Consider the following 24,318-nt stretch of genomic DNA (forward strand, 5'->3'; position numbering starts at 1 on the left):
ACGCTGGTCGAGAAGCTGAAGACCGAAGCCAAGGTGCTCTAAGGACAACGCAGGAGACGGACGAAATGACGATTCTGGTAATTGCGGAACACGACAACGCGTCGCTGAAAGCGGCGACGCTCAATACGGTTGCGGCAGCCGCGAAGATTGGCGGCGACGTCCACGTGCTGATCGCGGGTCACAACGCGCAAGGCGCGGCGGATGCGGCAGCGAAGGTTGCAGGCGTCGCCAAGGTGTTGCTGGCCGATGCGCCGCAACTCGAAGCGGGCCTCGCGGAAAACGTCGAAGCCACGGTATTGAACATTGCAAAGGACTACTCGCATATCCTGGCGCCGGCTACCGCCTACGGCAAGAACATTGCGCCGCGTATCGCCGCGAAGCTCGATGTCGCGCAGATCAGCGATATCACCGCCGTGGATAGCGCCGACACGTTCGAGCGCCCGATCTACGCAGGCAACGCGATCGCGACGGTGCAATCGGGCGACCCGATCAAGGTCATCACGGTGCGTACCACCGGCTTCGACCCGGTGGCGGCAGAAGGCGGCAGCGCAGCGGTCGAGAAGATCGCCGCCGCAGCCGACAGCGGCCTGTCGCAGTTCGTTAGCCGTGAAGTGACGAAGCTGGACCGTCCGGAGCTGACCTCGGCGTCGATCATCGTTTCCGGTGGTCGGGGTCTGGGCAGCGGCGAGAACTACACCAGGGTGCTCGAGCCGCTGGCGGACAAGCTCGGCGCGGCCCTCGGTGCTTCACGCGCCGCAGTCGACGCAGGCTTCGTGCCGAACGACTACCAGGTGGGCCAGACCGGCAAGATCGTCGCGCCGCAACTGTACGTCGCGGTGGGCATCTCGGGTGCAATCCAGCATCTGGCCGGCATGAAGGACTCGAAGGTCATCGTGGCGATCAACAAGGACCCGGAAGCGCCGATTTTCAGCGTCGCCGATTATGGTCTGGTGGGCGATCTGTTCACGGTGGTGCCGGAACTGGTGAGCGAGCTGGGCTAAAGCCAGCCACGCCGCAAAAAGGCGTCTGGCAGTACACAAAGGGACGCAGGGACCCATAGTCCGGCGTCCCTTTTTATATCGCAGGCAGGAGGAGAACTGAAATGAGCTATACGGCGCCCGTCAAGGACATGTTGTTCGTGATGAAAGAACTGGCAGCACTCGAAGACATCGCGACGCTGCCGGGTTTCGAGGACGCCAACCTCGACACCGCGCAGGCCGTTCTCGAAGAGTCGGCCAAGCTGTGCGGCGAGGTGTTGGCGCCGTTGAATGTTGAAGGCGATCGCAATCCGAGCAGCTGGAAAGATGGCAAGGTCACGGCGACGCCCGGCTTCGCCGACGCGTTCCGGCAATTCTCCGAGGGCGGCTGGCAAGGCGTGCAGCATCCTTTGGACTACGAAGGCCAGGGGCTGCCGAAGCTGATCGCAACAGCCTGTATCGAGATGCTGAATGCGTCGAATCTTTCCTTTGCACTGTGCCCGCTGCTGACGGACGGCGCCATCGAAGCGTTGCTCACGGCCGGCAGCGACGAGCAGAAGCAACGCTACGTGCCGAAGCTGATTTCGGGTGAATGGACCGGCACGATGAACCTGACCGAGCCGCAGGCCGGTTCGGATCTGGCGCTCGTGCGCACGCGCGCCGAGCCGCAGGGCGACGGCTCGTTCAAGCTGTTCGGCACCAAGATTTTCATCACGTGGGGCGAACACGACATGGCGAAGAACATCGCCCATCTCGTGCTGGCACGCACGCCGGGTGCGCCCGAAGGCGTGAAGGGCATCTCGCTCTTTATCGTGCCGAAGTTCCTCGTCAACGAAGACGGTTCGCTCGGCGAGCGTAACGACGTGCATTGCGTGTCGATCGAACACAAACTCGGTATCAAGGCGAGCCCGACGGCGGTGCTGCAATTCGGCGATCACGGCGGTGCGATCGGTCATCTGATCGGCGACGAGAACCGCGGTCTCGAGTACATGTTCATCATGATGAACGCCGCGCGTTTTGCGGTGGGCATGCAGGGTGTCGGCGTGTCGGACCGGGCTTATCAGAAGGCCGTTGCGTATGCGAAAGACCGCGTGCAAAGCCGTCCGGTGGATGGTTCTGCCAAACAATCGGTCTCGATCATCCATCATCCGGACGTGCGTCGCATGCTCGCGACGATGCGTGCCTTGACCGAGGGTTCGCGCTCGCTTGCCTATGTGGCCGCGGCGCATTGCGATATCGCGCATCGTCATCCTGATGAGACGAAGCGCGCTGAACACCAGGCGATCTACGAATTCCTCGTGCCGATCGTGAAGGGCTGGAGCACGGAGCTGTCGATCGACGTCACGAGTCTCGGCGTGCAGGTGCATGGCGGCATGGGCTTCATCGAAGAAACGGGCGCGGCCCAGTATTACCGCGACGCGCGCATTTTGCCCATCTACGAAGGCACCACCGCGATCCAGGCGAACGACCTGATCGGACGCAAGACCTTGCGCGACGGCGGCGCGGTCGCGAAGTCGCTGCTGGCCGGTATCGCGCAGACGGTCGAGGCGCTCGGCTCGCGGCAAGGGGCGGCGTTCAGGTCAATGCAGCAGCAACTCGCGCAGGGGCAGCGTGCGTTGGGCGCGGCGGTGGAGTTCGTGATCGCGAATACGAAGCGCGATCCGAATGCGGTGTTTGCCGGCAGCGTGCCGTATCTGAAGCTGGCGGGCATCGTGCTCGGCGGCTGGCAGATGGCGCGTGCGTTGCTGGTGGCCGACGAGACGCGCGCGGAAGATCCGTCGTTCTACGGCGCGAAGATTGCCACGGCGCAGTTCTATGCCGAGCATGTGCTGCCGCAAGCGTCGGCGCTGGAAGCGTCGATTGTCAGCGCGAAGGGCGATGAAGGGGTGCTGGCGTTGTCGGAAGATCAGTTCTGATTTTGCGCATTCGTCAGTGAGTCGCTGCGTGGTCGATCGAATTTGATCGCGCAAAATAAAACGGCACCTGCAAAGGTGCCGTTTTTTCGTCTAACCGGATGACGTCAGAGCTCCGGCCAAGGCTACCTGAAGCAATCCCTCAGGCGTACGCCGGACGCGTCGTACCGCCGGTCTCGCCCAGATAGCGATGCACCGACAGATCGTCCGACTGGATCGCGGGCTGCTTGCCCGACATCAGGTCGGCGAGCAGTTGGCCCGAACCGCACGACATCGTCCAGCCGAGCGTGCCGTGGCCGGTATTGAGGAACAGGTTCGACACGGGCGTGCGACCGACGATCGGCGTGCCGTCCGGTGTCATCGGACGCAGGCCGGTCCAGAAGCTGGCCTTGGCTGTGTCGCCGCCGCCGGGGAACAGGTCGTTCACGCACATTTCGAGCGTTTCGCGGCGCGCCTGGCGCAGCGATTTGTCGAAGCCGACGATCTCCGCCATCCCGCCGACGCGAATCCGGTCGTCGAAACGCGTGATCGCAATCTTGTAGGTTTCGTCGAGCACGGTGGACACAGGAGCCGCCGCCGCGTTGACGATGGGTGCCGTGATCGAATAGCCCTTCAGCGGATAGACCGGAATCTTGACGATGTCCGCGAGGAACTTGGTCGAATACGAGCCGAGCGCCACGACGAACGCGTCGGCGCGGACCAGTTCGTTGCCGCACTGCACGCCGGCGATCCGGCCGCCGGCCATGGCGAGCGCGTCGATCGGCGTGTTGTAGCGGAACGTCACGCCCAGTTCTTCGGCCAGTGCCGCGAGGCGCGTGGTGAAGAGCTGGCAATCGCCGGTTTCGTCGCCCGGCAGGCGCAGGCCGCCGGTCAGCTTGTGCGCGGTGGCGGCGAGCGCCGGCTCGGCGCGCGCCAGTTCGGCCGACGACAGCAGTTCATAAGGCACATTGGCGTCTTGCAGCACGGCGATGTCTTTCGCGGCGCCGTCGAATTGCTGCTGTGTGCGGAACACCTGCAGCGTGCCACCCGTACGGCCCTCGTACTGGATGCCGGTGTCGGCGCGCAGCGCCTGCAGGCAGTCGCGGCTGTATTCGGCGAGGCGCACCATGCGGCCTTTGTTCACCGCATAGCGCGCGGACGTGCAGTTCTGCAGCATCTGCCACATCCACTGCAGCTGGAATTGCGTGCCGTCGAGCCGGATGGCGAGCGGCGCGTGCTTCTGGAACATCCACTTGACGGCCTTCAGCGGCACGCCCGGCGCTGCCCACGGCGACGCATAGCCCGGCGAAATCTGGCCCGCGTTGGCAAAGCTTGTTTCGAGCGCGGGACCGGCTTCGCGGTCGATCACGGTCACTTCATGACCCGCGCGCGCAAGATAATAGGCGCTCGTGACCCCGACGACGCCACTGCCCAAAACGACGACTCGCATAGCTGCTCCAGAAGGTTCTTTGGGGCTCGCGCGTCCGTAGATGGCTCAACTCGTTGGTGAATCATTCGATTAACGAGGTGATACGCTTTCAGCCCAGTGTTAACCGCTATACTATTGAGTGTCCACTAGGTTTTGTTATTGTATTTTTCAGATTTTCAGTAGAAAGACCATGCGAACTCAGCGTCAACCGATTCGTGCACTCGACAAGCTCGATCACAAGATCCTCAGGCTCCTCCAACAGGACGGCCGGATGGCGATGAAAGACCTCGCGGAGCAGGTCGGGCTGTCGGTGACGCCCTGTATCGAGCGGGTCAAGCGCATGGAGCGCGACGGCGTCATTACCGGCTATCACGCCCGCGTCAATCCGGCCGAACTGGGTGCGGCGCTGCTGGTGTTCGTCGAGATTACGCTTGACCACAAGAGCGGCAATATGTTCGACCAGTTTCGCCGCGAAGTGCAGAAGATTCCCGAGGTGCTGGAATGCCATCTGGTCTCGGGCGACTTCGACTATCTGATCAAGGCGCGTATCGGCGAGATGGCCGATTACCGGAAACTGCTCGGCGACATCCTGCTGCAACTGCCGGGCGCGGTGCAGTCGAAGAGCTATGTGGTGATGGAAGAAATCAAGGAAACCTTGACGATCGCGGTTGGCGAGTAGGCCGCTGCGGGCCAGGTCAGACGGGCTCAAAGAGGACTCGACAAAAGGCTCAAACACTGTATATTTATACAGTGTTTGAGTCTTTTTCGTATCCGCTGTCCGTTTGCGCTGGACCTCACCGTGACCGATTCCGTCCCCGAATATCCGATCGCCCCGCCCGCGCCGCGCAAGGGTCGCGGCGCCGTCACGAACCTGCAGGGCCGCTACGAAGTCGACCAGCGCGAAGCGGTCGACGACGGCTGGGTGCTGCACGAGGAGGAAGAGGGTGGGCCGCCCGCGCTGCGCACGCAGGTCTTCGACGAGCGGGCGAAAACCATTCTGACCCGCAACGCGTCGCCGGACATTCCCTTCGGCGTGTCGCTCAACCCGTATCGGGGCTGCGAGCATGGCTGCATCTACTGCTTCGCCCGGCCTACGCATAGTTATTTGGGCTTGTCGCCGGGGCTCGATTTCGAGAGCCGCATTTATGCCAAGGTCAATGCGCCGGAATTGCTGGAGCGCGAGCTATCGAAGAAGTCTTACGTACCGGAGCCGATTGCGTTAGGCGTCAATACCGACGCCTGGCAGCCGGTCGAGCGCGAGTTGCGCCTGACGCGGCGGGTGATCGAAGTGCTGAGCGCGCGGGGACATCCGTTCGCGGCGATTACGAAATCGTCGCTGATCGAGCGCGATCTGGATCTGCTGGCGCCTATGGCGGCGCGCGGGCAATTCATGGCGGCCATCACCATTACAACACTGGATGCCGAGATTGCCCGCACGCTCGAACCGCGCGCGGCAACCCCGGCGCGCCGGCTGCGCACGATCCGCACGTTGAGCGAAGCCGGCATCCCGGTGGGCGTGAGCATCGCGCCGGTGATTCCGTTCATCACTGAGCCGGACATGGAGCGGGTTTTGGAGGCGTGTGCCGAAGCCGGCGCGAGCAATGCCAGCTATATCGTGCTGCGTCTGCCGTGGGAAGTGGCGCCGCTCTTCAAAGATTGGCTCGCGGCGCATTTTCCGGATCGCGCGGAGCGGGTGATGAGCCGTGTGCGCGACATGCGGGGTGGCAAGGACTACGACGCCAACTTTGCGACGCGTATGAAAGGCGAGGGTTTGTGGGCCGACCTGCTGAAGCAGCGGTTTCATCAGGCTGTCCGCCGGCTCGGTTTGAACGAGCGCCGGCGCGGCATTCTCGATATGTCGCAGTTCATGCGCACGGCGCCGACGGCTGGCCCGGTGCGCGACGATCCGCAGATGAATCTGTTCTAGGCGGGGCGCGCAACACCTGGGCGCCGTCTCTGCTATTGGGACAGCGTCTTGTCCGGCTGGACTTGCGATTCGAAGTAAGTCTGGAAAGTTACCGCGAGGGCCGTCATGAGCAGCATTGCGCCAATGAACAGCGAAAAGATCACCACGAAAATCACAGCCCAGCCGGAGCGGCTATGTTGCTGGGACTGCGGATTGAATTGCGCGTCCCATTTTTCGTCGGGGCGCAGGCCGTAGACGATCGCCGCGAGGAAGGCGGCAAACAGGGAGATGGCGCCCGGAACCGCCAGCACCCAACCAGGCGTCGAGGTCCGTTCACTGGCGATCAGCAGCAGAACGCCTGGAATGCCGGCGAGCGTGCAGATCAGGTGGAGCCAGCCATACACGTCGCGCTTTCCATATAGATAGAAGCGGTGCGCGCCGAGGCTGCCGAAAAAGAAGGCGAGCGCCGCGGTCAGCGTCTTGGACCTGAAGCGTGAGGAATTCGAAACGCGCGTGGACATGTGGGCAAGAGTTCAGTGACAGGCAGTCGCAAGGACCGGCGCGCAACGGTGCGCGGACCGACGCGCATTCTACGCCCGGCGGCATGGCGGCGGTCATGTCGACCCTGATGGAGAGCATTCGTCGCGTCAGGGCGCCGTGTACGTCACGCGATAGATCGCGCCTGCGTAGTCGTCGCTGATCAGCAAGGAGCCGTCGGGCATCGGCAGAACGTCGTTCGGGCGGCCCCAGACGCTTTCATCGGGCATCAGCCACCCTTCGACGAACACCTCCTGATGGATACCGCTGCCGTCCGGGTTCGTGACGACGCGCATGACCCGGTAGCCGACTTTCTTGCTGCGGTTCCAGGAGCCGTGCTCGGCGATAAAGATGTTGTTGCGATACGCGGCGGGGAACATCGAGCCGGTATAGAAACGCATGCCCAGCGAAGCGACGTGGGCGCCGAGCTTCAGCACCGGCGGCGTGAAGGCGCTGCAGGGGTGATCCTTGCCGTACTCGGGGTCGGACGTGTCGCCGCCGTGACAGTACGGATAACCGAAGTCCATGCCGGCGCGCGGGGCGCGGTTCAGCTTGTCGTCGGGGACGTCGTCGCCCATCATGTCGCGGCCGTTGTCGGTGAACCAGAGTTCGTGAGTGACCGGGTGCCAGGCGAAGCCGACCGTATTGCGTATGCCGCGCTCCACGGTTTCTTCATGACTGCCGTCCGGAGCCATCCGCCCGATCATCGCGTAGCGGTCGCGGTCGGGCAGGCAGATATTGCACGGCGCGCCTTGCGGGACGTAGAGCTTGCCGTCTGGGCCGAAAGCGATGAATTTCCAGCCGTGATGGCGGTCGGTGGGGAGCTTGTCGGTGATGACAGCCGGTGTGGGCGGGTCATTTAAATGGGTGTCGATCGCGTCGAAACGCAGGATCTTCGAGACGGCCGAGACGTAGAGCGCGCCGTCGCGCCATGCCACGCCGGCCGGCAGCTCCAATCCCGACGCGATCACGTGACGCGCCACGACATGCGAGTCGCGCAATTCCAGCGCATACACATGACCGTCGAGGCTGCCGGCGTAGAGTACGCCATTCGGCGAAAGCGCCATCTCGCGCGCACTGGGTACGTCGTCGGAGAGCACCTGGATGTAGAAACCCGGCGGCAGCCTGAGCCGCTCGACCGGCAGGGCGGCCAGCGCCGAGCGGGCGCTCAGGATCAGCAGCAGCGTGGCCGCCAGGTAGCCAGCACCGAGGCGAGCGCAACGCCCGACGCGCGCCGCACGGGCGAGCGCGACAAACCGGAGCGAGGCGACGCGCGTCACGGTTAGCGCGGCAGTGAGGGCAGGTTTCACGGGCTTTCCATCCGGTTATTCAGGCGATTTGACGGCCCCCGGCCGGCTGGACTGTATGGCCAGCGCAACCGCGAATCTCAGTTTATCCCGGTAAGTGTTTGTTATGGCTTCAGTTTCCCGCTATAATCGCGTGTTTCAGTGGTTCCGAACCCCGGTTTTCAAGGATTCTAGTATGGTCATCATCCGCTTGGCTCGTGGCGGCTCCAAGAAGCGCCCGTTCTACAACATCGTCGCAACCGATTCGCGTAACCGTCGTGACGGCCGCTTCATCGAACGCGTTGGCTTCTACAACCCGGTCGCTACGAAGGGTGAGTCGCTGCGTATCGCTCAAGACCGCCTGACGTATTGGCAAGGCGTTGGCGCACAACTGTCGCCGACGGTCGAGCGTCTCGTGAAGGAAGCGCAAAAGGCGCAGCCGGCTGCTTAATGGTCGCTAGCGTGTGCATCGCCGGCGGCTCGCGCAGCTTGCGCGAGGTGTCCGATGCGCGAGTTTTGCTGCGTGTTTTACTGAAACAGCAGACGTCGAAGGTAGCAGCGAGCGTCGCCTTGAGGTGTTCTCATGTCTGAGCGTGATTCGGGAAGTTCAGGTCGCGCCAAGGCAGGTCCGCGTGCTCAGGCATCAACGCAAGCATCGGCTCAGGCACCGAAGCAAGCCCCATTCGGCGCATTCGCCCGCAAGCCGGTCGAGCGCGCCCAGGGCAAGGCCAAGTCAGATGCCGTGGTCGATTCGAGCGCTGCAGCTCTGCGCGCCGAAACGGCCGAAAGCTGGCCGGACGACGCTGTCGAAGTGGGCGCAGTCGTCGACGCCTACGGCCTCAAGGGCTGGGTCAAGGTAGCCGCGCATGCGGATGCCGGGCGAGGTGGCGACGCGTTGCTGAGCGCAAAGCGCTGGTGGCTGATGAAAGGCCACGAGCGCACTTCAGCGCCGGCGTTGCAGGCAAAGATTCACAGCGACAGCATTGTGGCTCATCTGGGCGGCACGGCTGACCGCGATGCGGCGCTCGCGCTGCGTGGCACGCGTGTGTACATCTGCCGCAGCGATTTCCCGGCACTGGACGCTGACGAATTTTACTGGGTCGACCTGCTCGGCCTGGATGTCGTGAACCTGACCGGGGTCGCCCTCGGCAAGGTGGCCGACATGATCGACAATGGTGCGCATTCGGTGTTGCGCATCGAGTATCCGACTACCGGCAAAGACGGTAAGCCGGCAACTGGCGAGCGTTTGATCCCGTTCGTCGGTGTCTATGTCAAAACGGTGGACCAGAAGGCGAAGCAGATTGTCGTCGATTGGGAAGCCGACTATTAAACGAGCTCGGTGACTGGAGGGAGCGATGCAGTTCGATGTCGTCACGCTCTTTCCTGAGATGTTTCGTGCGCTGACCGACTGGGGTATCACCAGTCGCGCGGCGAAGCAGGAGCGCTACGGTTTGCGTACGTGGAATCCGCGCGATTTCACGACAGACAACTACCGCACGATCGACGATCGCCCCTATGGCGGCGGCCCAGGCATGGTGATGCTGGGCAGGCCGCTGGAAGACGCGATCGGTGCGGCGAAAGCCGCGCAGGCGGAGCAGGGCATTACCGGTTCGCGCGTCGTGATGATGTCCCCGCAAGGTGCGACGCTCAATCACGAACGGGTGATGGGATTTGCCGCGGAACCTGGCTTGATCATGCTGTGCGGCCGCTATGAAGCGATCGACCAGCGTCTGCTCGACCGCTGCGTCGACGAAGAAGTGAGCCTTGGCGACTTCGTGCTGTCGGGCGGCGAATTGCCGGCCATGGCCCTGATGGACGCCGTGGTGCGTCAGTTGCCCGGCGTGCTGAACGACTCGCAGTCGGCGGTGCAGGATAGTTTTGTTGACGTGCTGCTGGATTGTCCGCATTACACGCGTCCCGAGGAATACGAGGGTGTGCGTGTGCCCGATGTGCTGCTCGGCGGCCATCATGCGGAGATCGAGTTGTGGCGCCGGCGCGAAGCGCTGCGCAACACCGTCAACAAGCGGCCCGATCTGATCGAGAAGGCCAGAAAGAACAAGATGTTGAGCCGTGCCGACGAGGCATGGCTCGCAAGTCTCGCAAAGGAAGCATCGAAGGCGTAAAGCCCCGGTGTCACTTGCGAATTGGCGGCACCGCACATGCGTGTACGGTGCCTGATGTGAACCCATCCTCTATCGGGGCCGTAGCCAAGCAGTATTCTGTGAGGCAGGTACGAACGCCGACAAGATGGCATTAGGAGTCAGTGATGAATCTGATTGCAAAACTCGAGCAGGAAGAAATCGCGCGCGCCCTCGGCGAGAAGACCATCCCCGAATTCGCCCCTGGCGATACGGTGATCGTCAGCGTGAACGTAGTTGAAGGTACGCGTAAGCGTGTTCAGGCTTACGAAGGCGTCGTGATCGCCAAGCGTAACCGTGGTCTGAATTCGTCGTTCATCGTCCGCAAGATTTCGTCGGGCGAAGGCGTCGAGCGTACGTTCCAGACGTACTCGCCGCTGCTGGCAAGCATCGTCGTGAAGCGTCGTGGCGATGTGCGTCGTGCGAAGCTGTACTACCTGCGCGACCGTTCGGGCAAGTCGGCCCGGATCAAGGAAAAGCTGGTCTCGAAAGACCGTGCTGCTTCGCAGGCATAAAAGCTGTAAGAGCTGTAAGAAAAAGCACCCTTTGCGGGTGCTTTTTTCTTTGTTGGGTCAGAATAGCAACATGCCCTATACCCGCTCGCTTTGAGATCCCGTTGACCCGCCCTGTCTTCGAACCCGAAACCCTGCCTGTCGAATCGACGGGCGACGATCTGCCACTGGTTGCTCCCGCGCGTCTGACGCCAGACGGACTGCGTGCGCGCTTCGAGCAGCGCCTGTCATGGACGGCGGAGCCGGGCGATGCACGTTGGAAAGAGTTCGGCGATCCACGGGTCGCGGCCGTACTCGTACCGCTGGTGGTGCGCGACGAGGGGCTCACGGTGCTGCTCACCCAACGTGCCGATCACCTGAACGATCATGCGGGCCAGGTCAGCTTTCCGGGTGGACGCCACGAACCGTTCGATGCGGACGCAACGGCTACCGCGCTGCGCGAGGCGCAGGAAGAGGTCGGGCTGGATCCTCAGCGCGTCGAGATTCTCGGTTCCTTGCCTGACTATCTGACGGGCACCGGTTTTCGCGTCACGCCGGTGGTGGGGCTCGTGCATCCGCCGTTTACCGTCGAGGCCGATTCGCTCGAAGTCGCCGAGGTCTTCGAAGTGCCGTTGCGCTTTCTGATGGACCCGGCCCATCACGAGGTCCGGGTGTTCCGCTGGGAAGGCGGCGAGCGGCGCTTTTTTTCGATGCCTTACCCGCGCGGCGACGCGGCCGGTCACTACTTCATCTGGGGGGCAACGGCGGGTATGTTACGCAACTTCTATCGCTTCCTCGCCGCATGACGGGCGCCGGGCGGCCGGAACCGGTGCGAGTGTCGCGGCTTTGCAACCATCGCTGCGCTCAGTCGTATCCGACCCTGTGCTATCGTTATAAAACAATCGTAAAAACCCGAATGGCACGGCGCACCGCATGACTTTTTTCTCCGTATTGCTGGCTCTGATCATTGAACAGGTGCGCGCGCTGTCGCCGAACAATCCGGTGTCCGCGCTGCTTCAATATCATGCGGAGTCGGCGGCGCACGGATTCGACGCCGGCAAGCCCAAGCACGGCCTGCTCGCGTGGCTCGTGGTGGTGGTGCCATGGACGCTGGCCGTCGCGCTCGTCTACTACGTGCTGTATCACATCAACTTCGTGCTGGCGTTCCTGTGGAACGTCGTGATCGTCTATTTCACGCTCGGCTTCCGCCAGTTCAGCCACTACTTCACGGACATTCACCTCGCGCTCAACAACGACGACGTGCCGCGCGCGCGGGAAATCCTCAATGAATGGACGGGCCTCGATACGGTCGACATGCCGGTCAGCGAGATCGTGCGTCATACGCTGATTCACGCGGTCGTCGCGTCGCATCGCCATGTGTTCGGCGTGTTCTTCTGGTTCCTCGTGCCGGTGGGTCCGGCGGGCGCGGTGCTGTACCGGATCGCCGAGTATCTGGCGCGCACCTGGTCGCGCCCGGCGGATGACCGCACCGTGGCCTTTTCCAGCTTCGCGCAACGGGCCTTCTTCGTGATCGACTGGTTGCCGGCGCGGTTGACGTCGTTGGGTTTTGCGATTGTCGGCAATTTCGAGGACGCGATTTATGCATGGCGCAATCATGCGCGCCAATGGCCCGATACCAATGACGGCGTGCTGCTGGCAGCGGGTAGCGGCGCCCTGGGCGCCCGCCTGAGCGGGCCGCTCGCGGAGCCGTCGAGTCTCGACGCGCTGGCGACGGGCGATGGCGGCCCGATGCAGGTCGGCGACGACTGCACGCCGCGCACGTTGCAATCGGCGGTGGGCCTGGTCTGGCGCGCGGTGATCCTGTGGATGATTTTGCTGCTGATGCTGACGATCGCCGTGTGGCTCGCCTAAGCGCAAATAAGCGCGGTGCTTCAGGTGCCTCAGGTGCCTCAGCCGTCGAGCGGATTACGCGCCGTCCCGCATTGCCAGCAGACCGTGAACTGCGCCTCCAGCGTTTCGCCGCATTGAGCGCAGCGCCATGACGGCGAACCCGCGCTCGGCCCATGTGCCGCCACGTCGATGAGCTTGCGCGCGATGACCTCGTCGCGTTCGTCGACGAGCCACAATTCCGGCGCGCACTGATCTGCTGGAATTTCCCCCAACGCGCCGTTCAGGTAGCGGTTGTGCAACTCACAGGCAATCCCCGCTGTCGCCAGCACATTGATCCAATGCTGTCCGATCAGCAGATTCGGCGCGCGCATCAGTTTCATCATGAGGGGAGATCCGTGGCGGGTGAGTGAGGCGGGTTAGGGGTTGCCAATCTGATGTGCCAGTGTGCCGATCAAGGTGCCCAGGCCGGCAGGCCGCTCAGGCGCCGCGCCGCCCTCAACGTACGATCTGACTCGCCTCATGCACGAGCTGCGCATACAGCGCGTGCCGTGCCGGTGCGATCCGTCCGTCGGCGACCGCCTCGAGAATCGCACAGCCCGGCTCCTGCAGATGATGACAGTTGTAGAAGCGGCAATTCGGCAACAGCGGCCTGAATTCAGGAAACGCGCGCTCGAGCTTGCCCTCGGTCAGGTGATGAAGCCCAAACTCCTGGAACCCCGGCGAGTCGATCAGCGCACCGCCATCCGGCAGCGGGTAAAGCCGCGTAAAGGTGGTCGTATGGCGGCCGCTGTTCAATGCGGTGGAAATCTCGCGGGTCGCCACCTCGGCATTGGGCACCACCAGGTTGACCAGCGTCGACTTGCCCATCCCCGACTGCCCGAGCAGCAGCGTGGCATGACCGCGCAGATGCTCGTCGAGAGCTGCGCGCGCCGCCTCCGGCTGGGTCTTGATCGACAGTTCCACCACCGTATAGCCGAGCGCCTGATAGCGCGCGAGTCGCGTCCGTGCGCCGGGTAACTCGGCGGTGACGTCGGTCTTGTTCAATACGATCAGCGGCTTCAGCCCGTTCGCTTCGGCGGCGACCAGCGCGCGGCCGAGCAGGTCCTCGCTGAAATGCGGCTCGGTGGCGAGCACGATCAGCAACTGATCGAGGTTCGCCGCGAAGAGCTTCGATTTGTACTGGTCGGAGCGGTAGAGCAGATTGCGCCGCTCGCCGATCTCGACGATCACGCCCTGATCGGCCGAAGTGGGCTCGTAAATCACGCGATCGCCGACCGCCACTTCGCTGCGCTTGCCGCGCGGAAAACACTGCAGCATCGCGCCGCCGTCTTCCGGTGCGACCAGGTAGTGCCGGCCATGGGCCGCGATCACCAGGCCGCCCACGCGCGTCGTGGACGGTGCGCGCGGCGCCTTCGGGGAGCGGGCGCTCATGCGTGCCGCAGCAGGCGGTCGATCCGCTGCGACGCCGGCGGATGCGAATAATAGAACGCGGTATAGAGCGGGTCAGGCGTGAGGGTGGACGCGTTGTCCTCGTACAGCTTCACGAGCGCGTTGACGAGATCCTGCGCATCGGTTTGAGTGGCGGCGAACGCGTCGGCTTCGAATTCGTGCTTGCGCGAACTGAGGCTGCTAAGCGGCGTCACGAAGAACAGGAACACCGGCAGTGCGAGGAAGAACAGCACCAGCGCGAGTCCGCTGTTGCCACCCAGCAGCGAGGGCCGCACGCCGAGCCCCTCGTAGAACCACACGCACTGCATGAGCCAGCCGAGCAGCGCGAGCATCACGAGGCTGACGGCGAAAATCACGATCATCCGCTTGATCACATGACGGCGCTTGAAGTGACCGAGCTCATGCGCGAGCACCGCTTCGATTTCGCTGCCGGACAGGCGCGCGAGCAGCGTGTCGAAGAACACGATGCGCTTGGCCGCGCCGAAGCCCGTGAAGTAGGCATTGCCATGGGCGGAGCGGCGGCTGCCGTCCATCACGAACAGACCCTTGGCTGCGAAGCCGCAGCGTTTCATCAGCTCTTCGATGCGGCTTTTCAGCGCCTCGTCCTTGAGCGGTTCGAACTTGTTGAAGAGCGGGGCGATAAACGACGGATACAGCACCAGCACCAGCAACTGGAACACTACCCAGACCACCCATGTCCACAGCCACCACAGGCTGCCGGCCTGGTTCATCAGCCACAGCACGACGAACAGCAGCGGCAGCCCGAAAGCCGCGCCGAGCAGCACGCCCTTGATGCGGTCGGCGAAGAAGATGCCCTTGCCCATGCGGTTAAAGCCGAAGCGCTCTTCGATGCCGAACTGGCGGTAGTAGTCGAACGGCAGATCGATCACGCTGGTGATGGCGATGACCGCCGCGATCAGTGCAATCTGGCCGACGTAACCGCGCCCAAGCCAGTCGGAGATGGCGAGATCGAGCGCCTGCACGCCGCCCAGCAGCGTGAGTCCGATCAGCACGGCCGCGCTCACGACAATCTCGATCATCGTCAGCCGCGTGCGTTCGACCGTGTAGTCGGCGGCGCGCTGGTGCGCCGTGAGCGCGATCGTGGCTGCGAACTGGCCCGGCACCTTCTCGCGATGCGCCGCGACGAAGCGGATTTGCCGCGACGCGAGCCAGAGCTTGGTGCCGACCATCGCCACGACGGCGATGGCGAACAGAACGGTGAAGTACAGGGTAGGCATCCGGGGAATCCGTGGTATCTATGCGAGAATTATATGTTTGTTCCCGCCGGCTGGCGGGGCCACGCTAAAACGAACTGTTTCAACAGCCAAAAACGCGCGTCGCTCAGGGCGCGTGGCGCTCTCCACCAAGGTTGCCCTTCATGACTGACATTCTCGAATCCGCTGACCAGCCGTCGCTCGTGCGCAGCGACATGAATCTGATCTGGCTGGACATGGAAATGACCGGGCTCGAGCCCGATACCGACCGCATCATCGAGATCGCCGTCGTCGTGACGAATTCGACGCTCGACAGGCTGGTCGAAGGGCCGGTGCTCGCTATCCATCAGAGCGACGAAACGCTCGCCAAAATGGATCAGTGGAACCAGAACACCCACGGCCGTTCGGGATTGATTGACCGGGTGCGCGCCTCGACGGTCAGCGAAGCGGACGCCACCGAGCAGATCCGCGAATTTCTCGGCCAGTTCGTCCCGCCAGGCAAATCGCCGATGTGCGGCAATTCGATCTGCCAGGACCGCCGCTTCATGGCGCGCTGGATGCCGGATCTGGAGCGCTTCTTCCATTACCGCAATCTCGACGTCAGCACGCTGAAGGAACTGTGCCGCCGCTGGCAGCCGGCCATCTACAAGGGCTTCCAGAAGCGCGCCATGCATACGGCGCTGGCCGACATCCACGAGTCGATCGACGAGCTCAAGTACTACCGTGAGCATTTTCTGATCCCGGCGGCCAGCGCGCCGGTTGCCGAGGCCTGAACCTGCCCGGGCGCGCCCGAATCTATCGTTAGACACCACCCGGCGAGGCCAGCCAAGCCGGGCGGGCAAGCTCCGCGGCTCAGTCCGGCCGCGGCGCGCGAATGGCGGTTTTCGGCCGGAACGCCTTCACGACCGAGGCGTTCGTTTCCACGTACGGACCGCCGATCAGGTCCACGCAGTAGGGCACCGCGGCGAAAATGCCCGGCACCTTCACCGTGCCCGCCTCATCGCGCAGGCCTTCCAGCGTTTCCCGGATCGACTTGGGCTGCCCCGGCAGATTCACGATCAGCGCGGCATGCTCCGCCGTCTCGCGGATCACCGCCACCTGGCGCGACAGAATCGCGGTCGGCACGAAATTCAGGCTGATTTGCCGCATCTGCTCGCCGAACCCCGGCATTTCCCTGGTCCCGACGGCCAGCGTCGCCTCCGGCGTGACATCGCGCCGCGACGGCCCGGTGCCGCCGGTGGTCAGCACCAGATCGCAGCCGAGCTGGTCCACCAGTTCGACGAGCGTGGCGGAGATCGTCGGCGCGTCGTCCTGAATCAGCCGGGTGACGGCCTGCCAGGGCGAGCTCAACGCCGTGCCGAGCCATTCCTGCAGCGCCGGAATCCCCTTGTCCTCGTAGACGCCCGTGCTGGCGCGGTCGCTGACCGACACCAGGCCGATCACGATCTCGTCGGGATGGCTACGCGCGATCTTCGTCATCGTTGTCTTCCGGGGCGTCGTCTGCATCATCGTCGGCCGCTGCCGGGCCGTCCGCATGCTTGATCCACTGGAACAACTCGCGGAAATAGCGCGGCGGCTTGCTCTGCTGCGCCTCCTTGCGGGCGTTGCGGATCAGCGTGCGGCCTTCCTGCGGATCGGCGGCCGGGTGCTGGCGGATGAATTCGGTGAGCGCGGCGTCGTCGGCGAGCAGCTTCTCGCGGGTGCGCTCGATCCAGTGCATGCGCGCCGTTTCGGCCTTGTTGACGCCGTTGTACGAGTCCAGCGCGGTACGCAGCGCGGCCGTTTCGTCTTCGTGCAGCGAGCGCATCACGCGGCCCACGTACTGGACCTGGCGGCGCTTGCCCTCGTGATCGGTGATGCGGCGCGCTTCGCGCACGGCGTCGTCGAGCTTTTCGGGCATCGGCATGCGTTTCAAAGCATCTTTCGGCAGCGCGATCAGCGCCTCGCCCAACTCCTGCAGCGCGTGCATTTCGCGCTTGAGCTGGGATTTACTGGGACGGTCATACCCGTTTTCGTCGACGACGTTGTCGGCGGCGGGTTCCATCGGTTGAATGCGGGTTTTGCGTGTCATACCGATATTGTAGCGTGCCGTGCCCGCGCCTCCAGCCGTTGCGCCTTTTCGGCGCAGCAAATGCCAGGTGCGTCCGCGCGGACCTTGCTATGATCGCGGGATACGTAGCGACGTACTTGAGAACACATCGGAGGGCCGCTCGCGGCCCCGCCCAGGACGCAACGAAGGACGGCAACGAATATGGCAGCAGACATGGACGTCAGACAGCGCTTTTTCCCGCATACCCAGGATGAACTGAAGGAAATCGCCTCGGACATCCTGCGTCACGCAAAGTCGCTCGGCGGCACCGACGCGGCGACTGAAATCTCCGAGGGCGACGGCCTGTCCGTCTCCGTGCGGCGTGGCGAGGTCGAGACAATCGAACATAACCGCGACAAGATGGTCGGCGTCACGGTCTTCATCGGCAACAAGCGCGGCAATGCGAGCACCTCGGACTTTTCGCCGCAGGCGCTGAAGGATACGGTCGCGGCCGCCTACAACATCGCGCGCTTCACGGCGGAAGACGACTGCGCAGGCCTCGCCGAGGCCGAGCTGCTCGAAACCGCGCCGCGTGACCTCGATCTGTATCATCCGTGGAACCTCACCGCCGACGAAGCGGTGGAGATCGCCCGCCGCGCCGAAGACGCGGCCTTCGCCACCGATCCGCAGATCCGCAATTCGGAAGGCGCCAGCGTCTCCGCCCAGCACTCGCAGTTCGTGCTGGCGACGTCGCGCGGTTTCCTCTCCGGCTACCCGTATTCGCGCCACTATGTGGCGTGCGCGCCGATCGCCGGCAGCGGCCGCAACATGCAGCGCGACGACTGGTACACCTCGCAGCGCAGCGCGGCAGAACTGGCCGATCCCGAAGCCGTCGGCCGCTATGCCGCGCAACGCGCGCTGGCGCGCATCGGCGCCCGCGGTCTCGACACGCGCAAGGTGCCGGTGCTGTTCGAGGCGCCGCTGGCGGCGGGCATCCTCGGCGCGTTCGTGCAGGCGGTGAGCGGCGGTGCGCTGTACCGCAAGACCTCGTTCCTCGTCGACAGTCTCGGCAAGCCGGTGTTCGCGCCGCACGTGCAGATCGTCGAAGACCCGCACGTAGCCCGCGCCATGGGCAGCGCCCCGTTCGACGAAGAAGGCGTGCGCACGAAGCAGCGCTCGGTGGTGAAGGACGGCGTGGTGGAAGGCTACTTCCTGTCCACCTACTCGGCGCGCAAGCTCGGCATGCAGACCACCGGCAACGCCGGCGGCTCGCACAACCTGAAGCTGCTGAGCTCGAAGACGCGTCCGGAGGACGATTTCGAGGCGATGCTGAAGAAACTCGGCACGGGCCTTCTGCTGACCGAACTGATGGGGCAGGGCGTCAACTACGTGACGGGCGACTATTCGCGCGGCGCGTCGGGTTTCTGGGTCGAGAACGGCAAGATCCAGTACCCGGTGGAAGAGATCACGGTGGCGAGCACCTTGCAGGAGATGTTCCACCACATCGTCGCGATCGGCGCGGACACGCTCGTGCGCGGCACCAAGCAGACCGGCTCGGTGCTGATCGAACGGATGACGATCGCTGGGCAGTAAGGCCCGCGCAGCCAGCGGCGCGGCAACGCGCCGGCCTGGTCCGCTGCATAAAGCAAAACGCCACGGAAAGTACTTTCCGTGGCGTTTTTGTTTGCGTGCGCCGGCGGGCGCCTGACGACGCTATCTACCCCCAGCGCCGCGTACCCGCTTAAGCCGACGCCTCGCGCGCCCCCGCCACGGCGCCCTTGCGCCGGTACGTCACAAACGCGTAGTCGAACTCGTTGGGCGCGTGGGCGCGGTGCGTCTCGTGGGCCACTTCTTCCCATTCCTGCGGATCGAGCGCGGCGAAGTGAGCGTCGCCTTCGAAGTCGATCGAGATTTCCGTGATGACGAGCTTGTCGGCGTGGCGCAGCCCTTCGGCATACAGCTCGGCGCCGCCGATCAGGAAGGCTTCCGGCGCCTGGTCCTGAGCCGCCAGCCTGAGCGCGTCCTCGAGGTTGGTGGCGGTGTCGCAGCCGGTAAAGCGGCGCGCCGCATCGCGGGTGACGACGATATTGCGCCGTCCCGGCAACGGCCGGCCGATCGACTCATGGGTCTTGCGGCCCATGATGATGGGGGCGCCCATGGTCGTGCGCTTGAAGAACGCAAGATCCTCGGGCAGGCGCCAGGGTAGCTGGTTGTCGCGGCCGATCACGCCGTTGCGGGCGCGAGCGACGATCAGGGTGAGCGTCGTCATCGAGTGAACACGGGAACGTAATCGCTCCGATTCTACCTGACGCCCACCCCGGGTCGGCTACATCGGTGTGTGCGGGCGGAGTGGGGCATGCGGGCCCGCGCCGTCACTCGCTTGCCTCGGCACGCTCATTGGGCAACCCTTCCTCGTCCGGCGCGCTCATCTCGCGCAGACCGTACGCGCCCATCAGGCGCGACAGCGTCACGCGCGAGACGCCCAGATCCAGCGCCGCCTCGCACAGGCGATGCCGGTGGCGCAGCAGCGCGGCTTCGATCGCGCGCTTTTCGGCGGCTTCGCGGGCTTGCGCCAGGCTCATGGTCTGCTGCGCGGTGAAATGGGCCAGATCGAGGTCCTCGGCGGAAATCAGCTTGTTTTCCGCCATCACGATGGCGCGGCGCACGCGGTTGATCATCTCGCGCACGTTGCCCGGCCAGTTGTAGTTGTACATGGCCTCGATCGCCGACGGCGTGAAGCCGCGGATCTTGCGCGCGCTGTCGGTCTTGAACTTGTGCATGATGTGATGAGCGAGGATCTCGATGTCCTTGCCGCGAGCGCGCAGCGGCGGTTCGTCGACGCGCAGCACGCACAGGCGATGGAACAGGTCGGCGCGGAACCGTCCGTCGCGCATCGCGGTTTCGAGGTCCAGGTGAGTGGCCGAGATGATGCGCACGTCGATGGGAATCGATTCGCGGCCGCCCAGCCGTTCGATCTTGCCCTCCTGCAGGAAGCGCAGCAGGCTCGCCTGGCTTTCCAGCGGCAGGTCGCCGATCTCGTCGAGCAGCAGCGTCCCGCCGTCCGCCTCTTCGACCCGGCCGATCTTGCGCTGGTTGGCGCCGGTGAACGCGCCGCGTTCGTAGCCGAATAGTTCGGACTGCAGCAGATGATGCGGAATCGCCCCGCAGTTGATGGCGATGAAGGGCGCCTTGCGTCGCCGCGAGCGTTCGTGGATCGCCAGCGCGGTGAGTTCCTTGCCGGTGCCCGATTCGCCCGAGATGAACACGCTGGCGTCCGTGTTGGCGACCTTGCGGATGGTGCGAAACAGTTGCTGCATCGCCTCGCAGGTGCCGACCATTTCGTCTTCGTCGGAGGCCGGCGCGCTGCCGATGTCGTCGGGATCGCACAACGTCACCATGCCGAACGCGTGACTGACGAGGTAATCGATCGTGGCGTTGGCAACCGGTATCTTGACGTAGTCGAAACAGTAGTGGCGGATCAGGCGGCGCACTTCCGGATCGGTAAGACGCTCGGAAGTGGACAGCGCAATCCAGCCGATCTGCTGCTGACGCAGCCCCGCTTCGAGGCCGCCCAGGTCGCGCGCGGCAAAGCTCGCCAGATCGACGATCCCCGCGCAGACCACGTCGGGCTTGATGAGGCGACCCGCTTCGTGCGCCGAGCGCGCGACCATGACGTTCCAGCCGCGGCTCTTCAAATGCGCGGTGAGCGTTTCGTCCGGCGTGCGTGCGACGTACAGCAGCGCCCGCTCGCTCTGCGCATGCGGGGGCTTCGGCGCCTCTTGCGACCCTGCGGCGGTGTCCTGCGCGCGTCGTATCGAAGCGTCCAGGGCGCGCCCCACGGGCAGCTCCCGGGGCACCCCGGCGAGGACTTCCTGCGGCCGTGCCAAAGAGAGATGCGTGCCTGAGGGCGGTGCAACACTGGTCAGATGGGATGATTCGCGCACGATCAACCTCGTATCGTTGGCACGTCAGAAGGTGTAGGGAAAGCGCACGCCGACCACGAAGTTCGGCGTATCGGGCGTGAGCCCGACCGACACCGAACCGTTGATCGTCAGGTGCTTGTTCACTACGTGATTCAACCCAAAGGTCAGGGCAGCCGCCGCGGTCTCGCTGCCGGGTACCTTTGAGTAAGTGCCGCCAGGCGCCTTGGTCTGCGACTCCGGCTCCAGTGCCATGGTGTACGACACGCTCGCCGAGTCCTTGTCGGAGAAGGCCAGCGCCGCGCCGCCGCCGAACTGGATGACGTCGCCGATCTTGACGGTCGCCGGTTCGGTCTGGCCGATGACCGAAGAGATGTCCGAGAACGAGCGCGCGATATTGTAGGTGTACGAAATGCTGCCGAACAGCACGACCGGATCGTAGGTCTTCAAGGCCGACAAGCCCGCCGTGATGTTCCAGAAGCCTGTGCCGGTAGGCAGCTTGCTGGGCGCGACGAGGTTGGTGTTGTCGGCGTCGACCTGCTGCAGCTTGATGCCGAACGGCGACGAACCGCTCGGGGTCTTGATGCGCAGGCTGCCGACCAGGTCCGGCAGATTGTTAGTCTCCTTCAGGAACTCGTAATACACCCCGAAGTTGACGTCGCCGATGTCGCTCGAATTCGCCGACGCGTCCGACAGCGTGCTCGCCGCGCCACCCGCGCCGCCGACGATGAAGTTGCTGTGCCGGTAGATGTAAGGCACGTCGAGGTCGACGCTGATCCGGTCGGTGATGCCGTAGCGCGTGTCGAGGTCCGCCATCACCTGGTGCGACTTGGTCTCGCCCAGATTGATGTTGCCGAGGAAAATCGCATCGAGCGCGAGGAAGCCGGACAGCTGGAGCTGGCGGCGGTCGTAGTAGGTATCGCTGATACCCCAGTCGAAGGTCAGCTTGTGGTCGAACAGCGGCGTGTGCTGCTGGCTCTGCACCACGGCGTCTTCCGATTGCGTACGCACCGGCTGGGCTTCTTTCTGGGTCTGGCCGACGGCGCCGGTGCCGTCGGTGGCAGCAGGCAGGCCGCCGCCGCTACTGTTATCCGGCGTGGGCGGATTGACCGGCACGCCGGTCGCGGTGCCCGTGCCGCCGCCGGCGGGCGCGGGCGTCCCGGGGTTGACCTGGGCGAGCGGCGGGAGCGGCACCGGCAGCCCGTCGGCGCCGGGCTGCTCGGCGACCGCGGCGCTGTCGGTCGGTGCGCCGACGCCCGGTACGCCCCGGCCGCGCTGCGACATTTCGAGGTTGGTGACCTGTTGTTCGAGCGAATTGATCTGCTTCTGCTGCTGGCTGACCACACGCATCAGCGTGTTCAGCCGTTCTTCTACGGATTGATCCGCGAGCGCCTGCGCGCTGGCTCCTTGTGAAAGTGCGAACAGCAAGACTGCAGCAGGGATGGCCGCTAACATCATGCGCGGTGCCCCGGTCGTGGAAAGTCTGGTCATTTTTTGTTCCCCCGGTATTCTGACAGCGCGTCACATGTCTCCTTGTGCATTGCGCGGTCGCCTTGATGCTTCAATACTTCGTATTCCTCTTTTTCATCGGGTTGCAGCCCGTGTGTTACCTCCTCGCCGTGTTTTGCAGGGCTTGTAATACGCCGAGTTGGCGAAGCATCGAGGCCGACATCTGTTGCGTCTGCAAATGCAGTTGCAAAGCGTTGACGACTTGCTGGTTATTACCTGCAATCTGGAGTAGCTGGGCGATCTGGCCGGCTTGTTGTGAAGTACCCGGGTTGATCGTTTGGCTGGCGAGGCCCGCCGGTGTCTGCAGTGCGATCGAAATGCCGCCGTTGCCGAACGCGACGCTGGCCTTGACGGAGCCGCTGGTGTTGCTGGCGAAGGATGATGTCTCGTTGTTATAGGTGCCGCCGGAGAGGCTGTTCAACGGGGTGTTGAAGTCGATCACCGTCTGGTTGTTGCCGGAGTTGCCATTACCGGCTACCTGGGTGATCTGCGAGACGCCGTTGACGTTCGCGTTCTGGCCGCCGGTGGCGCTGGCGTTCGGATTGGCGCCGTTGCCCGAGGTGTTGTTCGAGCCGATCACGGCGGCGGACGAGCCGACCTGAACGGACACCTGGTTGAGCGTGTTGGTGACGATGGCGAGCGCGCTCTGCGCCACGGCGGTGGTGCCGTTGGGCAGGTTCCATTGCGACAGCAGGTTCACCACGACGCCGGAAATGATGTCGCCTGCGATGCCTTTGCCGCTTTGCGCAGCGAGGATAGTGTCGTCGACCGGTTGCAGTTTGACGGCGGCGACGTCTTCAAAAATAGGGGCTGTCGTCGGCTCGGCAGCGTGCGCGACGGAGGCAAGGCTGCAGGTGGTGAAGCATAACGCGCAGCCGACAGTGATTAGGTTTCGATCCATGATGAGTCAGAACAGCTCTGCCTTGATCAAACCGTATTCAACAAAGGGAGTCGCTGCCGTACCGTTTTCCAGCGCACGTTCACGCAGTTTGAGCGCGAGCGACTCGTTGCCTTGCAAGAGCGGAGAATCCTCCATAAATGGCTTGCCCACGACCGCGAATACGAGGCCGTTCCACTTCTTGACGAAATCGTCTTCGGAAATAATGCGGTTGCCCAACGCGGGGTCGGCAACGAAGATGAGCCCGTTTTCCGCGTGCTTGACGATGACGAAGTGTTCGTAACCGTCGCTGTTCATCAGCACGATCACGGGAATCTGCAGGTGGTAGAGCGCTTCGGATGCGACCCGGAAGCCGCGGCCGCGCAGGCCGAGCGTTTCGACGAACTTCTTCATGTCGAGCATCGAGAAGCCGTTTTTCACCACCACTTCCGGTGTCGAGAACACCATCATGCGGCGGATCATTTCGGTTTCGGGAATGTCGATGCCGTAGCCGTACTTCAGCAACGTGGCGAGGGCTGCGGACCCGCAGCTATAGTCGTAACGCTGGGAAACGATGTGGTTGTAGCGCAGCTCGCGGATCGAATGCACGTTCAGGTCGAACGGCACGCCCGCCGAGGCATACATGTTGAGCGCACTCTGCGCATGACCCGGCTGCGACAGCAAAAGGCCGGCACCGAGCGCGACCATCAGACAACGCGCTACCCTGCTCACCCCGAACATGGTACTTCCCCCTGCGGAGACGGCCGGCCAGCCCGAAGGCTGACCGGAGTCTTCCTGCGTTGATGCTTTAGT

The 24,318-nt window shown here is 63.8% G+C and carries 25 protein-coding genes; 12 read left to right on the forward strand and 13 right to left on the reverse strand.

Going from position 1 to position 24,318, the window contains the following annotated elements; all coding sequences use genetic code 11:
* Positions 1–65 precede the first annotated feature (65 nt).
* Together P3T42_RS04105 and P3T42_RS04110 are read left to right on the forward strand one after the other, a co-directional pair.
* Positions 66–1,001 (forward strand): electron transfer flavoprotein subunit alpha/FixB family protein, encoded by a 936-nt coding sequence (locus P3T42_RS04105; RefSeq protein WP_429305258.1) that lies wholly within the window; start codon positions 66–68, stop codon positions 999–1,001.
* A 101-nt stretch (positions 1,002–1,102) separates the two neighbouring features.
* A complete protein-coding gene (locus P3T42_RS04110; RefSeq protein WP_429305259.1) occupies positions 1,103–2,893 on the forward strand; it encodes an acyl-CoA dehydrogenase in 1,791 nt (596 codons plus the stop codon).
* A gap of 139 nt (positions 2,894–3,032) precedes the next feature.
* On the opposite strand, the gene P3T42_RS04115 is transcribed toward P3T42_RS04110, so the two are convergent.
* Positions 3,033–4,319, reverse strand: a complete 1,287-nt coding sequence (locus tag P3T42_RS04115) for a D-amino acid dehydrogenase (protein ID WP_429305260.1) — start codon at positions 4,317–4,319, stop codon at positions 3,033–3,035.
* 169 nt (positions 4,320–4,488) lie between these two features.
* On the opposite strand from P3T42_RS04115, the gene P3T42_RS04120 reads away from it, so the two are divergent.
* Entirely contained in the window at positions 4,489–4,977 is a 489-nt protein-coding gene (locus P3T42_RS04120; RefSeq protein WP_074300378.1) for an Lrp/AsnC ligand binding domain-containing protein, read from the forward strand.
* 120 nt (positions 4,978–5,097) lie between these two features.
* On the forward strand, positions 5,098–6,225 hold the full coding sequence (locus P3T42_RS04125; RefSeq protein ID WP_429305261.1) for a PA0069 family radical SAM protein: 1,128 nt from the start codon (positions 5,098–5,100) through the stop codon (positions 6,223–6,225).
* A 32-nt stretch (positions 6,226–6,257) separates the two neighbouring features.
* On the opposite strand, the gene P3T42_RS04130 is transcribed toward P3T42_RS04125, so the two are convergent.
* Positions 6,258–6,725 (reverse strand): TM2 domain-containing protein, encoded by a 468-nt coding sequence (locus tag P3T42_RS04130; protein ID WP_429305262.1) that lies wholly within the window; start codon positions 6,723–6,725, stop codon positions 6,258–6,260.
* 126 nt (positions 6,726–6,851) lie between these two features.
* Complete coding sequence (locus tag P3T42_RS04135; RefSeq protein WP_429305263.1) at positions 6,852–8,051, reverse strand: PQQ-dependent sugar dehydrogenase; 1,200 nt, start codon at positions 8,049–8,051, stop codon at positions 6,852–6,854.
* A gap of 172 nt (positions 8,052–8,223) precedes the next feature.
* On the opposite strand from P3T42_RS04135, the gene rpsP reads away from it, so the two are divergent.
* From rpsP to P3T42_RS04165, 6 genes are all read left to right on the forward strand, one after another.
* On the forward strand, positions 8,224–8,478 hold the full coding sequence (gene rpsP, locus P3T42_RS04140; protein WP_006050280.1) for a 30S ribosomal protein S16: 255 nt from the start codon (positions 8,224–8,226) through the stop codon (positions 8,476–8,478).
* A gap of 132 nt (positions 8,479–8,610) precedes the next feature.
* On the forward strand, positions 8,611–9,357 hold the full coding sequence (gene rimM / locus P3T42_RS04145) for a ribosome maturation factor RimM (RefSeq protein ID WP_429305264.1): 747 nt from the start codon (positions 8,611–8,613) through the stop codon (positions 9,355–9,357).
* A gap of 25 nt (positions 9,358–9,382) precedes the next feature.
* Entirely contained in the window at positions 9,383–10,150 is a 768-nt protein-coding gene (gene trmD / locus P3T42_RS04150) for a tRNA (guanosine(37)-N1)-methyltransferase TrmD (protein ID WP_074300375.1), read from the forward strand.
* A gap of 143 nt (positions 10,151–10,293) precedes the next feature.
* Entirely contained in the window at positions 10,294–10,680 is a 387-nt protein-coding gene (rplS, locus tag P3T42_RS04155; RefSeq protein ID WP_020069334.1) for a 50S ribosomal protein L19, read from the forward strand.
* A gap of 101 nt (positions 10,681–10,781) precedes the next feature.
* A complete protein-coding gene (locus tag P3T42_RS04160) occupies positions 10,782–11,462 on the forward strand; it encodes a CoA pyrophosphatase (protein WP_074300374.1) in 681 nt (226 codons plus the stop codon).
* A 127-nt stretch (positions 11,463–11,589) separates the two neighbouring features.
* Complete coding sequence (locus P3T42_RS04165) at positions 11,590–12,528, forward strand: CobD/CbiB family protein (protein WP_074300373.1); 939 nt, start codon at positions 11,590–11,592, stop codon at positions 12,526–12,528.
* A 38-nt stretch (positions 12,529–12,566) separates the two neighbouring features.
* On the opposite strand, the gene P3T42_RS04170 is transcribed toward P3T42_RS04165, so the two are convergent.
* The 3 genes from P3T42_RS04170 to P3T42_RS04180 form a co-directional block, all read right to left on the reverse strand.
* The gene (locus P3T42_RS04170) at positions 12,567–12,887 is read right to left on the reverse strand and encodes a putative signal transducing protein (RefSeq protein WP_074301719.1); all 321 of its coding nucleotides are present in this window, start codon (positions 12,885–12,887) and stop codon (positions 12,567–12,569) included.
* A 115-nt stretch (positions 12,888–13,002) separates the two neighbouring features.
* The gene (rsgA, locus tag P3T42_RS04175; protein WP_074300372.1) at positions 13,003–13,938 is read right to left on the reverse strand and encodes a ribosome small subunit-dependent GTPase A; all 936 of its coding nucleotides are present in this window, start codon (positions 13,936–13,938) and stop codon (positions 13,003–13,005) included.
* Positions 13,935–15,194: a M48 family metallopeptidase gene (locus P3T42_RS04180; RefSeq protein ID WP_429305265.1), complete on the reverse strand. Its 1,260-nt coding sequence runs from the start codon at positions 15,192–15,194 to the stop codon at positions 13,935–13,937. Before P3T42_RS04180 ends, rsgA begins: the two co-directional genes overlap by 4 nt.
* 140 nt (positions 15,195–15,334) lie before the next feature.
* On the opposite strand from P3T42_RS04180, the gene orn reads away from it, so the two are divergent.
* On the forward strand, positions 15,335–15,943 hold the full coding sequence (orn, locus tag P3T42_RS04185; protein WP_074300370.1) for an oligoribonuclease: 609 nt from the start codon (positions 15,335–15,337) through the stop codon (positions 15,941–15,943).
* Between the two features lie 79 nt (positions 15,944–16,022).
* Here orn and mog read toward each other — a convergent pair whose 3' ends face one another.
* Positions 16,023–16,649, reverse strand: coding sequence for a molybdopterin adenylyltransferase (gene mog, locus P3T42_RS04190; RefSeq protein ID WP_074300369.1), 627 nt, complete (start codon positions 16,647–16,649; stop codon positions 16,023–16,025).
* Positions 16,630–17,241, reverse strand: coding sequence for a ribosome biogenesis factor YjgA (yjgA, locus tag P3T42_RS04195; RefSeq protein ID WP_429305266.1), 612 nt, complete (start codon positions 17,239–17,241; stop codon positions 16,630–16,632). The genes mog and yjgA overlap by 20 nt, the downstream gene beginning before the upstream one ends.
* A gap of 180 nt (positions 17,242–17,421) precedes the next feature.
* On the opposite strand from yjgA, the gene pmbA reads away from it, so the two are divergent.
* Positions 17,422–18,792: a metalloprotease PmbA gene (pmbA, locus tag P3T42_RS04200; protein ID WP_074300367.1), complete on the forward strand. Its 1,371-nt coding sequence runs from the start codon at positions 17,422–17,424 to the stop codon at positions 18,790–18,792.
* A gap of 148 nt (positions 18,793–18,940) precedes the next feature.
* Here the strand turns inward: pmbA and P3T42_RS04205 are convergent, their stop codons facing one another.
* From P3T42_RS04205 to P3T42_RS04225, 5 genes are all read right to left on the reverse strand, one after another.
* Positions 18,941–19,468, reverse strand: coding sequence for a dihydrofolate reductase (locus P3T42_RS04205; protein ID WP_074300366.1), 528 nt, complete (start codon positions 19,466–19,468; stop codon positions 18,941–18,943).
* Between the two features lie 103 nt (positions 19,469–19,571).
* Positions 19,572–20,939, reverse strand: coding sequence for a sigma 54-interacting transcriptional regulator (locus P3T42_RS04210; RefSeq protein ID WP_429305610.1), 1,368 nt, complete (start codon positions 20,937–20,939; stop codon positions 19,572–19,574).
* Positions 20,940–21,167: 228 nt separating this feature from the next.
* Positions 21,168–22,610 (reverse strand): hypothetical protein, encoded by a 1,443-nt coding sequence (locus tag P3T42_RS04215; protein WP_074300365.1) that lies wholly within the window; start codon positions 22,608–22,610, stop codon positions 21,168–21,170.
* A 115-nt stretch (positions 22,611–22,725) separates the two neighbouring features.
* Positions 22,726–23,529, reverse strand: coding sequence for a peptidase C39 (locus tag P3T42_RS04220; protein ID WP_429305267.1), 804 nt, complete (start codon positions 23,527–23,529; stop codon positions 22,726–22,728).
* Between the two features lie 6 nt (positions 23,530–23,535).
* Positions 23,536–24,246: a C39 family peptidase gene (locus P3T42_RS04225; protein WP_074300363.1), complete on the reverse strand. Its 711-nt coding sequence runs from the start codon at positions 24,244–24,246 to the stop codon at positions 23,536–23,538.
* Positions 24,247–24,318: the final 72 nt, after the last annotated feature.

This window comes from Paraburkholderia sp. GAS38 (assembly GCF_050434965.1).
Taxonomy (GTDB): Bacteria; Pseudomonadota; Gammaproteobacteria; order Burkholderiales; family Burkholderiaceae; genus Paraburkholderia; species Paraburkholderia phenazinium_A.